The organism is Microvirga vignae, assembly GCF_001017175.1.
Lineage (GTDB): Bacteria > Pseudomonadota > Alphaproteobacteria > Rhizobiales > Beijerinckiaceae > Microvirga > Microvirga vignae.
The window spans coordinates 1-12050 of record NZ_LCYG01000023.1 but is presented as its reverse complement, the minus strand read 5'-3'; the positions used below and the strand labels follow the sequence as shown (position 1 = coordinate 12050).

Below are 12050 nucleotides of genomic sequence, written 5' to 3'. Positions count from 1 at the left end.
CTCGAAGGGCCATGGTTTGTCGATACCGGAAAGAGGCATATCGGCCGCAACGAGTCCGGAGCGCCAGCCAGTGGCGTCACAGTCATCTTTGCTCCGGTCGGACAATCATTCCGCGGCGAATTGGACGCGCCTGCGCCGCAGTGCAAGTTCTGACTGCCGAGGCGTCAAGAACATCGAGGACCTGTATCCTGGCGGGCCTCAACCCGCCAGCGTCATTCCATAAACGGCATCCACGAAATTCTGCCTGTAAGCAGTCAAGGATTTGGCGTGTGGGATCCTGTGATCCCGGAATGTCTCCTGATGGCACAGAGCGGACGTAACGCCTCAGTCCGCTCCGGAGGCCTCAGCAGACCTTCGCGAAGGGCACGGGAGTTTCCGAGTTTGACCCGGTGCGGATCTTCCGCTGCCAATCACGAACGTGCTCAAAGGTTCAGCGGCAGGATCCCCGTCCTTGCTGCCTGTGCGGGCGAACCGAACGGCCACATCGTCATTGTCATCGGCGAGGACCACTGTTCCTCGGCACGGCCGGCTTACGGCCCCAGCAGAAGAAGGAATGACAATGGCTACGAACAAGAAAGACGGTACTTCACAACCCAGCAGGAGGCGGAAGGCACCGGAGAAGTCGGCATCGAAGGCCACCTCCCGGACTGCTACCAAGAGAGGGACTGCCGCTCCCAAACGCGCGCAGCCCAAGGCGATGGCCGGCTCCCGGTCCGCGACGAAGTCCCAAGCTGTTCCCGCGAAGTCCCGGTCCTCCGCAGGATCGCGCACGGCAGCACGCTCGACCTCCGGCGCGACGAGGTCGCGTTCCACAACGCAGGCTCGCTCGCGGTCGCAGGGCAGCATGATGAACCCGATGGCATGGCTCTCGACCCTCGAGACAACGATCACCTCCCCGCAGGCCCGCGCGGTGCTAGCGGAGGCCCTCAGGGCGGTCGCGAACGTGCTTGAGAAGCCACAGGGCAGCGAGCGGGGACAGGGCAGCGGAACGCAGCAAGGCCGGGATGCTGTGTCGGCCGCAGGCAGCCTCGGCGCCGAGATGGTCGCCGCTCCGCTGGAGGTCGCAGCGGCTGCTATCGGAGCCGCAGGTGAGGTCGTGACGAGCGCACTCGGCGGTGGGGCGGGCATGGACCGCGGCACCGGCGACAGCAGGAAGGGCGGCAGGCGGTCCTCCCCGCGGAAGAAATCGGCGGCGGCCGGCGACTAGCTCATCGTGTGGAAAAGTGGAGCCGGTCTTCCGCGCTCAACGATGCGCCGGTGAAGAACATGGAACATCGGATGGAGCCCAAAAGTGCATTCCACTTTTGGGTTCGATGCTCTAGTGTCCTGGCCCGTGTTGAGCGATGGGCGATACACATGGGATCCAGTGGCCACGCGCACAGAGATCGGTGATCCGGGGAGCCTTCGCTCTGCGATCAGTCTCCGATCCGGGAAAACCGCCATGAAATTCGTCAAGCTACTCAGCATTGCTCTTCTCTCCGGAACCCTCGCCGCCGGTTCCGCGACGGCTCAGGACCGAACGGTGAGGATCGCCGTGGAAGGCGCTTATGCGCCATGGAACTTCACGGGAGCGGGTGGCAAGCTCGAAGGTTTCGAGATCGATCTCGCCAATGATCTCTGCGCCCGCATGAAGATGAAATGCGAGATCGTTGCTCAGGATTGGGACGGCATGATCCCGGCCCTGAATGCCAAGAAGTTCGACGCCATCATGGATGCCATGACCATCACGGACGAGCGCCGGAAGACCATCGACTTCAGCGACCGCTACGCCGATTCCCCGAACGGCTTCCTCGTTTCCAGCGACTCGCCGCTCGCCAAGATGCCGGGCACGGGACAAGCCTACAATCTCTCCAGCCAATCCGCGGAGGCCGAGAAGGCTATCGAGGCCATCAAGCCATTGCTGAAAGGCAAGACCATTGGCGTGCAGGTCTCGACAATCCAGTCCGCCTTCGCCGACAAGTACCTGAAGGGCATCGCGGACGTCCGCGAATACAAGACCGTTGAACAGCACGATCTCGACCTCGCAGCCGGTCGTTTAGACGCAGTCTTTGCGGGCGCAACACAGATCATGGGCACGCTCGAAAAGCCTGACTTCAAAACCGGGTACGCGCTTGTGGGTCCCTCCCTCACCGGAGGGGTGCTCGGTGGTGGCATCGGCATCGGTCTGCGCAAGGACGACACCGACTTGAAGGCAAAGTTCAACGAGGCCATTCAGGCTGCCATCAAGGACGGCACTGCCAAGACCCTGTCGATGAAGTGGTTCAAGGTCGACGTGACGCCAAAGGGCTAGCGCATCGATCCTCAGCCTTCCGGTGAGTGCATCGTTCGGAGCCGAAAGCCGGATCCACATTTCCGCACGATGCTCTAGCTGTCCGAATGATCGGCCTGATGGAAAGCAAATCCTCCAGGCCCACCCTGTCCGGCTGTCATCAAATCGTGATCTTGGCACTTGAGCCAATTTACGTTTGATTAAAAACGAAGGTCCGGAGTTGGCACAAAGCGGAAGTGACATCTTGGTCCGCTTTGTGGCTGGGACCGAACAGTCAGAGGAAATGTCGTGAGATGTCAATAGTGGCAAAGTCTCATTCGCTCGACGTCGTAGCGCTATAGATTGAGCCATAGTCCACGTTTTCTACAAGCAGTCCCGAACCTTACTGAGCAAGGTGCGACTCCTCGCGGCCCTGTGCTCAAAAATCAAGGCGGACGGGGCTACACGCCCGTCATTGGATCGTCGGGCGGGTTTCCTTCTGCAGACCAAGGAATGGTACTGGGTGTGCCCATATTGTCTCTGTAATGACGTTCCGCCACACGGTGATGTGTTCTTTGCTTAAGCCCGACTCTCTGAACCGCTCGGCCTCTGCGTCGATGCTGCCGCGAATGCCCTGCATCGTCGCCTGCATGGCCTCGTCGGTCTCGCTCAATGAGATGAAAGGGATCGCCGCCTCTACGATCTCCTCGCCCACAACCGGGCGAACTTCCGGATGACGCGCAGCTTGGTCGTGTCAAGTCACCCTTGCGCCATTGATCTAAGCAGGCACTCCGAAAAGGGGCGGGGGTTCCTGGTTCGATCTAGGGACGGCTTCATGTGAATGGCTTGGATCGCGGTGGTGCGAGCGGGAGTTTGGACACGGGCTGTTTGGCCTGTGCCGCAGGCATTCCGTTATCCTCCGTCGCTCTTCCGTGTCTCTGATACTGGTAGAGGAGCAAAAGGCGGACGCTGAACGCGTCCGCCTTGCTTCGCCGTATCAGCGCTCGATAGTCTTGTTCCAGCGGCTGTTCCATTCCGGCCGCTTTTCATTGATCGTATCCCAGTCAAGCGTGACGGCGGTCTTCATGTACTCGTGGAACTTCTTGAGCTTGACATCTGCTTCTGGCGTGGGGGCCTTGGCGTTCACATTCGAGGGGACGATGTTGCCGTATTGGAGCGCCTTGCTCTGAGCTTCCGGTGACAAGAGATATGCGGCAAGCTTCTGAGCCAGTTCCGGCTCGCTGTTGTTGGCAATGACGCACTGGGTCACCATCAACACGACGGAGCCTTCCTTGGGTTGAGCATATTCCACGGGGATGTTCTTCTCCTGATGGGCCGCGACGGCGGTGGGAGTCAGCGGGAAGATTGCCGCTTCGCCCGTCTGCACCATCTCGGAGATCTTGGCCGAACTCGGGATGTACTCGATCACGTTCGGGCCAATGGTGTCCTTGAACTTGGAGAATCCTGGCTCGACATTCTTCTCATTGCCGCCCTGGATCCGGTTGAACATCAGGAAGGCATGCAGGCCGAAGGACGAGGCAGCAGCCGATTGGAACACGACCTTCCCCTTGTATTTCGGGTCAGCGAGATCCATCCAGGAGGTCGGCGGAGCCCAGCCCTTCTCCTCGAACATCTTCTTGTTGTAGGCGAGGCCTGTCATGCCAAGGTCGATGCCGATCGCCATGTCGTCTTTCAGCCGGGCTCCCGGAGCGAGATCGGCCAGGGCCGGCGTATCCTTGATCTTCTCGCAGAGGCCGGCGCCGATGGCGCGCATCATGACGCCGTCGTCGAGGAACATCACGTGCATCTGGGGATTGGCTTTGGCTGCGGTGGCCTTGGCCAGAATGTCGGACGATGTGCCCGGCACAACGACAACCTTCACGTCGTTCGCTTTCTCGAAATCCGGGAAGACATGCTGCGTGAAGGTCTTTTCGAAGTTGCCGCCGTTCATGCCGACATAGAGCGTCTTTGTCTGCGCTTGGGCTGCGCCGGCGGCAGTGATGGCGAGCACGGCGAAGGCCGTGGCCTGCAAAAGCTTGGTCTTGGTCATTGCGCTGTTTCCCTCTTTATTGGCTCAGGTACGCTACCCGCCCGGGAGCTTTGGGCCGTGCGGGCAAATCTATCGATGGCGAAAGCTTGAATCGGCGTGCGGCTTTCACCGTCACGGACGAGCTCGGCCAGGACTTCGCCAACTCCCGGCGCGATCTGAAATCCGGCTCCCGAGAAGCCGAAGGCGTGAATAAGATTCGGCGTGGTCCGGCTGAAGCCGATCACGGGGTTCCGGTCCGCCATCTCGCCTTCGGTGCCGCTCCAGAAACGGATGGCGTAAGCATGGCGTAGGGGCGGGAACAGCGCTGCGGCGCGGTTCATGATGGTGACGGCGCCTGAGCCCGTGGGGCGGGAGAAGTCGGAAGCTGCAAGCGGTTCACCACGCATGCCGCCGACGATGCAGTTGCCGCGCTCCACCTGACGCGCATAGATGCCGCCGCCTTCGGCACCGATATTCACGTCCATGAACACGTTGAGGGGCTCGGTGACAATCATGCTCGGGTAGATGCGATTGAGCGGCACGGGCTCCCCGAAAGCTTCCGCGAAGGGGCCTGCCCAAGCTCCGGCGCTGTTGATGACGAACTGCGCCTTGATCTGCGTGGCTGAGCCTGCCGACAGATAAAAGCCGTCCGGTGCCTTCTCGACATGGGACACAGGGGTATGTTCGAGAACATCCGCACCGGCAAGCCGCGCTGCATGGGCGAAGGCTGCGGAGACGAGGCGTGGATTGGCATGTCCGTCACCCGGGCATAGCGATGCTCCTGTGACATTTCCCGCGATCCAGGGAAAACGCTCCCGAAGCTGGTTGCTGCCGATCAGTTCGAGGTCGAGCCCCAGCTCCGCGACGCGTGCGGCATAGGCTTCGAGGGATGCCATCTCGACCTCGGTCCTGGCCAGCTTGAGATGGCCCGAGCGCACGAATTCACCGTCGATGCCGATGATCTCATTCAGGCGCGGCCAGATGGCATGGGCCCGTTGGGAAAGGGCGATCTGCTCCGGAGGGCGACCCTGACGACGCACACCGCCGTAGTTCACGCCACTCGCCTGCGCACCGCAGAAGCCCTTGTCGAGAAGGACCACGGAAAACCCCATGCGCCGCAGGGCGAGCGCTGCGGAACTTCCGACAAGCCCGCCACCGATGATGGCAACATCCCTGAGAAGTGTCGGGCTCATGCGGCTTCTCCATCGGCCGCAATCTCAAGGGGGAGGGGCTTGATCGGCGGCTGCGCGCGCAATCGTCCGACGGAGTCCAGCGACTGGTTGCATGCGGTTGCCAGAACTTCCGCCGCAGCGCTTCCGCACATCCGTCCCTGGCACCGGCCCATGCCGACACGTGTCAGTGCCTTGAGACGGTTGAGTTCGAAAACTCCCTGATCGCGTACAGCAGCGCGCACATGGCCGACGGAAATCTCCTCGCACCGGCAGAGGGTCACATCGTCGGCGATGCTGCCTGCCCACGGGTCGGGAAAAGGGAAAGCCGCTTCGAGAACGTCACGAAATCGATGGATGGCGGCAAGCCTACGCTCCAGCACGCTGATCCGCGTGCGGTCGACCGAAAAACCTGCATCTTCGAGAAGGATGAGGCCAACCCGCTCTCCAGCGAGTTCGGCAGCATCCGCGCCGGCAATGCCGGCACCGTCGCCCGCGATATAGATGCCTGGCACACTGGTGCGTCCTGCCATGTCGCATTCAGGTCGCCACGCCCGATCCCGCGCATCGAAGATGAAGCGGCATCCCGCAAGATCCCCAAGCTGCGTTTCAGAGCGCAGTGCGAAGCCGTAACCGACTGCATCGCAGGCAAGGCGGCGCTCCTTGCCGCGCTCGCGCCAGACGATCCCTTCGACCCTGGCCTTACCCTCGATCCGGACCGGTTGAACACCAAAGTGAACGGGGACGCCTCTCGCCATGAGTTCGGCCGCGTAGCGGAAACCGCGCAGCACGACAGCAGGCTGAGCCAGCAGGCCGCGCAGAAGATGAAACTTCGCTGAGAACGGTGCCGTGTCGAGTACGGCGGCAACCCCTGCGCCTGCTTTCACGTATTGCCATGCGACGAGATAGAGCAGAGGTCCGGAGCCGAGAAAGACGACCTGCTCGCCGATGGCGCAGCCTTGCGACTTCAGGGCAATCTGCGAACCGCCGAGGGTAAAGACCCCCGGAGTGGTCCAGCCATGAAAGGGGAGCACGCGGTCAGTCGCGCCCGTAGCAAGGATCAAGTGGCTGAAGTCGATGCGGCGGGTCCGATTGCCGGTTGCCACATCGGCGGCCTTGTCGCGGACGTTCCACACGAGGGTCTCCGGGAGATAATCGATCCGGTCCCTGATCTGCGCAAAGGTTTCATGCAGGGCGGTGGCCTTCGCAGCCTCCGATCCATAGAGATCCTGCGGAGAGCGCTCGTCGGGCACGATCCTCTGGCGATAGATTTGCCCGCCACCGGACGGTGCCTCATCGACGACAATAGGTCTGATGCCCGCGCCCACGAGCGTCTGCGCGGCACGAATGCCGGCAGGGCCGGCGCCGACGATCAGCGGTCGAAGTATATCGCTCACGATCTCGGCTCCGCGATGGTTCGAAGGTTCATTCCCGGTTCGAGAACCGTATTGCAGGCGCGGATGCGCTTGCCTTCGGCCGTCAGAATCCAGCAATCCTGACACGCTCCCATCTGGCAGAAGCCGGCACGCGGCTCGTGCGAGAAATCGCTGAGGCGCAAGCAATCGACTTGCGTAAGAAGTGCAGTCAGGACCGTGTCGCCCGCGCGGCCGGAACATGCCTGACCGTTCAGGGTGAAGGCGATGGGCGGCAGCTTCTGGCGAGCAAGGCGTTTGAGAAGAGCCATATGCATTTCCTCAGCGCTGTCCGACTAGGATGCGATCGAGCCCGAAGGCGCGGTCCAGCACCAGCATGGCGATCGCGGTGATGGCGATCATGAGGGTCGAGACCGCCGCCATCATCGGATCGATGGATTCCGTCGCGTACATGTACATGCGCACCGGCAACGTCACGGTCGCGGGTGAGGTGACGAAGATCGACATGGTCAGTTCGTCGAAGCTGTTGATGAACGCCAGCAGCCACCCACCCGTAATACCGGGGAGGATCATGGGGGCGGTGATGCGGCGGAACGCAGTCCATTCCCCCGCGCCGAGCGTCCGCGCGGCTTGCTCTGCGCTGCGGTCGAGACCCGACAAGGCCGCCAGCACGAGGCGCAGCACATAGGGTGTCACGACGATGATGTGTGTTGCGACAAGCCACGCGAAGCTCCCCGTGGCACCGAGGAGAGCAAAGAGACGCAGAAAGGCGACGCCGAGCACCAGATGGGGAATGATCAGCGGCGACAGGAACAGGGCGTTCATGAAGTCCCGGCCTGGGAAAGTGTAGCGGCTGATGGCAAGACCCGCAGGGACTGCGAGCGCGATGGCCAGTGTCGCGGAGAGCGTTGCCAGCCAGATGCTGTTCCAGAAGGACGTCACGAAATCCGGATGCGCGAAGACGGCCTTGAACCAGCGCAGGGACAGACCTGTCGTCGGCAGGCTCAGTGTGTTCTCGGGCGTGAACGCAACGAGGCAGATGATGACGAGCGGCGCCAGGACGAAGGCCAGGACGAGGGTGTGAAAGATGAGGGCCACGGGGCCGTTCTTTTGCATGGTGGTCACCCCAATGTCCGACGTGCGCGGGTCTCGACCAAGCGGTTGTAAGCCAGCATGATGCAGAGGTTTGCGACAAGCACGATGATTGCGATGCTTGCTCCAAGCGGCCAGTTCAGCTCGTGCAGATACTCGTCATAGACCAGCGTCGCTGCCATCTTGAGGCGGCGGCCGCCGAGGAGGGCCGGAACGGCGAAGGCACTCGCCGATAGACCGAAGACGATGAGGCTGCCGGAGAGCATGCCGAGCGTTACCTGAGGCATGACCACCCGGCGAAGGGCCGTGAAGCGCGAGGCGCCAAGTGTCCAGGCGGCGGCTTCGACCATGGGATCGAGCTTTTGCAGTGCCGTCCACACGGGAATGACCATGAACGGCAGCATGACGTGGACGAGAGCGATGACGATGGCCGTTTCCGTGTAGAGGATCTTGGCCGCCGGAAATCCGAACAGCTCGAGAGCTTGGTTCACGAGGCCCTGCGAACCGAGCAGCATGCTCCACCCGAAGGTGCGGACGACGACGGAGACGAGTAGCGGACCGATGATGACGAGAAGGAAGATCGAGCGCCAGGGATCGCGCATGCGGGACAGGATGTAGGCCTCCGGGACACCTATGGCAGCACAAATGAGCGTGGTCAGTGCCGCGATCCGCAAGGTTCTCCAGAAGATGCTGAGGTAGTATTCGTCGGTGACGACGGCGACGTAGTGCGACAGGGTGAAGGTGTTCTGGATGCCGCTCGAATGATCATAGGCGTGAAACGACAGAATGACCGTCAGCGCCAAGGGCAGAAGCACCAGCCCGACGAAGAAAAGGGTTCCGGGACCGGCGAGGAGCCATGGAGCGGGGACGAAGGAAGAGCGCGCGGTCATTTCTGCTCCTCAAGCCGCTACGGCGGTGTCCGCGATGACCCGGAGATTGGCGGGCGACCAGTCGAGGCCGACTGCTGATCCTTCCTCGGGAGGCTCGCCACCCTGATTGGGTGCGGAGACCGTCACGATTCCGACAGGTGTGTCGACCGTGAAGAGCCATTGGCTGCCCAGGAAGAAGCGGCTGGCGATGCGTCCGTCGAGGCGGCCCGTGCCCGCTTCGCGCAGGAGGATCTTCTCGGGGCGGATTGAAAGCGTGACCGGTGTCGCGGCCGGGATATCCTTCGCTGTGGCCTCCAGCAGCACACCTCCGATATCCACGGCGCTTGATGCGCCGTTGCGGCGCCAGGTGCCGGCGAGAAGGTTGGTCTTGCCGACGAAGGACGAGATGAATGCGTTCGAGGGCTGCTCGTAGAGCCGGTAGGGGGCATCCACTTGCGTCATGCATCCGCCTTCCATCACGACCACGCGGTCGCTGATGGAGAGCGCTTCCGCCTGATCGTGCGTGACCATGATGGTCGTCGTACCGACCTTGCGCTGGATCCGGCGCAACTCGAACTGCATTTCCTCCCGCAGCTTGGCATCGAGGTTGGACAGGGGTTCGTCCAGCAGGAGGACGGGTGGCGCGATTACGAGGGCGCGGGCGATGGCGACACGCTGCCTTTGTCCACCCGAGAGCTGGCGGGGATAGCGATCGGCGAAGGAAGAGAGCTGCACGAGCGAGAGCGCCTCGCGCACGCGCTTGGTGCGCTCCGCTTGCGGCACGCGCCGCATTTCGAGGCCGAAGGCGACGTTCTGCGCAACGGTCATGTGAGGAAAGAGGGCGTAGCTCTGGAAGACGACGCCGAGGCCGCGGCGATTGGGCTTCTCATGGGTAATGTCGCGACCGTCGAGAGAAATCCGGCCCTGTGTCGGTTCGACGAGGCCGGCAATCATTTGCAACGTCGTTGTCTTCCCGCAGCCTGAGGGACCAAGAAGCGAAACGAATTCGCCCTTGTCGATTTTCAGGTCGACATCGCGAACGGCCGTGAACGTGCCGAATTCCTTGGAAACTCCTTCGAGTGTCAGGAACGCCATTCTGTCCTCCGATCATTGCAAAGCATCGGGCCGCAGCCCGAGTGAGCACGACGCCCGGATCGACATCACGGACAAGGCCTCGGGCCGAGTCAACGCGGTAATTTCAATAAACGAAATTTTTTTGACTTTTCTTCCATATAACGGAAAAAGATGTCGGAAGATGGAGAGATAATTTTTTATGTCGGAAGATACTGTATCCGGAACACAGCGCGCTCTCGCCCTTCTCAAGGTCCTTGGGGCCGGAAGCCCGCAGGGCATGCGCCTTACGGACATCGCTTCGGTAAGCGGTATGAGCCAACCTAGCGCCCATAGGGCCTTGAAGGTTCTGATGGCTGAAGGCTTTGTCGAGCAGGTCGACGCTAGCCGAAAGTATCGACTAGCCCTCGACTTCTTCGTCCTGGCCGCGCGAGCTGCGCACGCGGGAGGTCTGCGCAGCATGGCCCGACCGGCGCTTCTGCGCCTCGCCTCAACCTTGAGCGACAGCGTCTTTCTTCTGGTCCGGAACGGGTTCGATGCAGTCTGCCTGGACCGGGTGGAAGGCCCGTTCCCGATCAGGACCTTCACGGGCGATATCGGCGGCAAGGTGCCTCTCGGCATCGGGCAGGGCAGTCTCGCCATCCTTTCCTTTCTGCCGGAGGAGGAGCGCGAGACTGTCATTCGCTTCAACATTCCCCGTCTGCTCGACCGGGGCGGCTTCGACGAGGTCGGATTGCGGATGCAGATCCAGAACGTCCGCAAGATAGGCTTCGCCAGCCTCAACACGGGCCTCATTCCCGGAATGGCCGGGGTGGGTATTCCCATCCTCGACCCGGAGGGGCGCGCGGTGGCCGCCCTGAGTATCGGGACTTTGTCGGAGCGCTTGGAGGGAGACCGGTTGCCGCTTGTGGTCGAGTTGCTGCGGAAGGAAGCGGAGGGAATTGGTCGGCAACTCAATCCTTTCGACCCAACGCTGCGCTACCCCACCCGAAGCCTTGGTATGGAAGCGACATAGTCGTCTTAGCAAGCAGCCCTGGTTCTGGACGCGCTTACAAGCGTCGTGCCTTGGTGGAGACGTTCGCAAGCCGCTTCAAACGAGCGACGGGGGATGCGCTGTGTTCGCGGACGGAACACGGCCGTATCCTTTGTACCTGGTCTGTGGACGCGATCAGTGCGTGCGCAGTCAGCCCCGTGCGACAAAGCCGCAAGGATCGCCAGTCCACAGCAGCTCAGTGAGCGAGCTCCTGCACCGGTGCGGGCAAGGCAATGGATCGCTCCACCGTTGCGGCAGTCTATTGAAGCTCCCGGACCGCCGCCAAAATGGCCTGACTTGCCGCGAGCTTCTCGCTATCGTCCAGGTCGGACTCAGCAATGCGCCCCTGGATCTGCCTCAGGCCACGGCTAACCTGCACCAGGCTTTCCAGGATGTCTGTCTTGGCGTCCTTCGTGCGGCCCTCGTCCGGAACGGGAACGGGAAGGTGAATGATATCTGCCATGGGAACCTCCTGGCTAAAGACGCGCCGGAATGTGTCGGCCCCCTGGCAGCGGGACGAAGTCCTGCACGGGCTCCGTTGGACGCCCCAGCATCCTCTGCGACAATGCTCTGTCCAGGGCTTCCCTAAACGATTTGAACCTTTCGTATCGCTGCTCGGCCCGTGTCAGAATCGCCTGGGTTGCGGCGGCGACAGGGAACTCCGCCAAGCCTTTGACGGCCTCCGAGTAAGCCTGATCTGCCCTCACTCTCTGGTTATCAATGGCCTGTCGCTGTGCGGGGGTGATCGGCTGGAGCGAGCTCAACGCGTTGACGGTCAGTCCTCTCTCAACGGCGAGCGCCCCGGCGACATCCAGCAGACGCTCCTCTACATGGTTGACCTTGAGGAGGGTTGCTGCGTCCTCCCGCCTCTGCCAGGCGTCATAGGTCCTCATCCCGGCGGCAGTCACAGCAAGCGCTGCCACCGACACGAGGATCGTCGGCAGCAAGGTACGGGTCTTCAAGTTAGGTCCCCCTTCGGTTTTCAGGATTCGTTGCGGCCACGCTTGCGCATCCAGCACGGCTCATCGTTGTCACGGCGCAAACTTCAACGCGAACACTGCAGGGGCCTCGTGCCCAGGGAAGTGGGTTGCTCGCGGTCTGCTCTTTTCCCTCTTTGGCAGGTCGACAATGGACGCAAGGCCCGGGGTGGTGTCCCGGGCCTGTCT

The 12050-nt window shown here is 61.9% G+C and carries 14 protein-coding genes; 3 read left to right on the top strand and 11 right to left on the bottom strand.

Annotated features, from left to right (window positions below; all coding sequences use genetic code 11):
- Positions 1-324: 324 nt before the first annotated feature.
- Positions 325-846 carry a hypothetical protein gene (locus AA309_RS10570; protein ID WP_047188991.1) on the bottom strand — a complete coding sequence of 174 codons (522 nt, stop codon included), beginning with the start codon at positions 844-846 and terminating at the stop codon, positions 325-327.
- On the opposite strand from AA309_RS10570, the gene AA309_RS10565 reads away from it, so the two are divergent.
- Together AA309_RS10565 and AA309_RS10560 are read left to right on the top strand one after the other, a co-directional pair.
- A complete protein-coding gene (locus tag AA309_RS10565; protein ID WP_047188990.1) occupies positions 845-1207 on the top strand; it encodes a hypothetical protein in 363 nt (120 codons plus the stop codon). The genes AA309_RS10570 and AA309_RS10565 overlap by 2 nt on opposite strands.
- Positions 1208-1441: 234 nt before the next feature.
- Positions 1442-2290: a lysine/arginine/ornithine ABC transporter substrate-binding protein gene (locus tag AA309_RS10560; protein WP_047188989.1), complete on the top strand. Its 849-nt coding sequence runs from the start codon at positions 1442-1444 to the stop codon at positions 2288-2290.
- A gap of 430 nt (positions 2291-2720) precedes the next feature.
- Here AA309_RS10560 and AA309_RS10555 read toward each other — a convergent pair whose 3' ends face one another.
- The 8 genes from AA309_RS10555 to AA309_RS10520 all read right to left on the bottom strand — a co-directional run bounded on the left by AA309_RS10555 (position 2721) and on the right by AA309_RS10520 (position 9875).
- Positions 2721-2963 carry a hypothetical protein gene (locus AA309_RS10555; RefSeq protein WP_047188988.1) on the bottom strand — a complete coding sequence of 81 codons (243 nt, stop codon included), beginning with the start codon at positions 2961-2963 and terminating at the stop codon, positions 2721-2723.
- Positions 2964-3245: 282 nt separating this feature from the next.
- Positions 3246-4298 (bottom strand): polyamine ABC transporter substrate-binding protein, encoded by a 1053-nt coding sequence (locus AA309_RS10550; RefSeq protein WP_047188987.1) that lies wholly within the window; start codon positions 4296-4298, stop codon positions 3246-3248.
- Complete coding sequence (locus AA309_RS10545; RefSeq protein ID WP_047188986.1) at positions 4295-5470, bottom strand: NAD(P)/FAD-dependent oxidoreductase; 1176 nt, start codon at positions 5468-5470, stop codon at positions 4295-4297. Before AA309_RS10545 ends, AA309_RS10550 begins: the two co-directional genes overlap by 4 nt.
- On the bottom strand, positions 5467-6843 hold the full coding sequence (locus AA309_RS10540) for an FAD/NAD(P)-dependent oxidoreductase (protein ID WP_047188985.1): 1377 nt from the start codon (positions 6841-6843) through the stop codon (positions 5467-5469). The genes AA309_RS10545 and AA309_RS10540 overlap by 4 nt, the downstream gene beginning before the upstream one ends.
- Complete coding sequence (locus tag AA309_RS10535) at positions 6840-7130, bottom strand: (2Fe-2S)-binding protein (RefSeq protein ID WP_047188984.1); 291 nt, start codon at positions 7128-7130, stop codon at positions 6840-6842. The genes AA309_RS10540 and AA309_RS10535 overlap by 4 nt, the downstream gene beginning before the upstream one ends.
- A gap of 10 nt (positions 7131-7140) precedes the next feature.
- Entirely contained in the window at positions 7141-7935 is a 795-nt protein-coding gene (locus tag AA309_RS10530) for an ABC transporter permease (protein ID WP_047189108.1), read from the bottom strand.
- 5 nt (positions 7936-7940) lie between these two features.
- Positions 7941-8801, bottom strand: coding sequence for an ABC transporter permease (locus AA309_RS10525; RefSeq protein WP_047188983.1), 861 nt, complete (start codon positions 8799-8801; stop codon positions 7941-7943).
- Between the two features lie 9 nt (positions 8802-8810).
- The gene (locus AA309_RS10520; protein WP_047188982.1) at positions 8811-9875 is read right to left on the bottom strand and encodes an ABC transporter ATP-binding protein; all 1065 of its coding nucleotides are present in this window, start codon (positions 9873-9875) and stop codon (positions 8811-8813) included.
- Positions 9876-10053: 178 nt separating this feature from the next.
- On the opposite strand from AA309_RS10520, the gene AA309_RS10515 reads away from it, so the two are divergent.
- Complete coding sequence (locus tag AA309_RS10515) at positions 10054-10866, top strand: IclR family transcriptional regulator (protein WP_047188981.1); 813 nt, start codon at positions 10054-10056, stop codon at positions 10864-10866.
- 277 nt (positions 10867-11143) lie between these two features.
- On the opposite strand, the gene AA309_RS10510 is transcribed toward AA309_RS10515, so the two are convergent.
- Both AA309_RS10510 and AA309_RS10505 read right to left on the bottom strand, forming a co-directional pair.
- A complete protein-coding gene (locus AA309_RS10510) occupies positions 11144-11347 on the bottom strand; it encodes a hypothetical protein (protein WP_047188980.1) in 204 nt (67 codons plus the stop codon).
- A 13-nt stretch (positions 11348-11360) separates the two neighbouring features.
- Positions 11361-11846: a hypothetical protein gene (locus AA309_RS10505; RefSeq protein WP_150117486.1), complete on the bottom strand. Its 486-nt coding sequence runs from the start codon at positions 11844-11846 to the stop codon at positions 11361-11363.
- Positions 11847-12050 lie beyond the last annotated feature (204 nt).

What these genes read in the sequence shown, in the direction of transcription:
- AA309_RS10565 (WP_047188990.1), top strand. Translation starts at nt 845, where the DNA reads ATGATGAACCCGATGGCATGGCTCTCGACCCTCGAGACAACGATCACC.
- AA309_RS10570 (WP_047188991.1), bottom strand. Translation starts at nt 846, where the DNA reads ATGCTGCCCTGCGACCGCGAGCGAGCCTGCGTTGTGGAACGCGACCTC.
- AA309_RS10560 (WP_047188989.1), top strand. Translation starts at nt 1,442, where the DNA reads ATGAAATTCGTCAAGCTACTCAGCATTGCTCTTCTCTCCGGAACCCTC.
- AA309_RS10550 (WP_047188987.1), bottom strand. Translation starts at nt 4,298, where the DNA reads ATGACCAAGACCAAGCTTTTGCAGGCCACGGCCTTCGCCGTGCTCGCC.
- AA309_RS10545 (WP_047188986.1), bottom strand. Translation starts at nt 5,470, where the DNA reads ATGAGCCCGACACTTCTCAGGGATGTTGCCATCATCGGTGGCGGGCTT.
- AA309_RS10535 (WP_047188984.1), bottom strand. Translation starts at nt 7,130, where the DNA reads ATGGCTCTTCTCAAACGCCTTGCTCGCCAGAAGCTGCCGCCCATCGCC.
- AA309_RS10530 (WP_047189108.1), bottom strand. Translation starts at nt 7,935, where the DNA reads ATGCAAAAGAACGGCCCCGTGGCCCTCATCTTTCACACCCTCGTCCTG.
- AA309_RS10525 (WP_047188983.1), bottom strand. Translation starts at nt 8,801, where the DNA reads ATGACCGCGCGCTCTTCCTTCGTCCCCGCTCCATGGCTCCTCGCCGGT.
- AA309_RS10520 (WP_047188982.1), bottom strand. Translation starts at nt 9,875, where the DNA reads ATGGCGTTCCTGACACTCGAAGGAGTTTCCAAGGAATTCGGCACGTTC.
- AA309_RS10515 (WP_047188981.1), top strand. Translation starts at nt 10,054, where the DNA reads ATGTCGGAAGATACTGTATCCGGAACACAGCGCGCTCTCGCCCTTCTC.
- AA309_RS10510 (WP_047188980.1), bottom strand. Translation starts at nt 11,347, where the DNA reads ATGGCAGATATCATTCACCTTCCCGTTCCCGTTCCGGACGAGGGCCGC.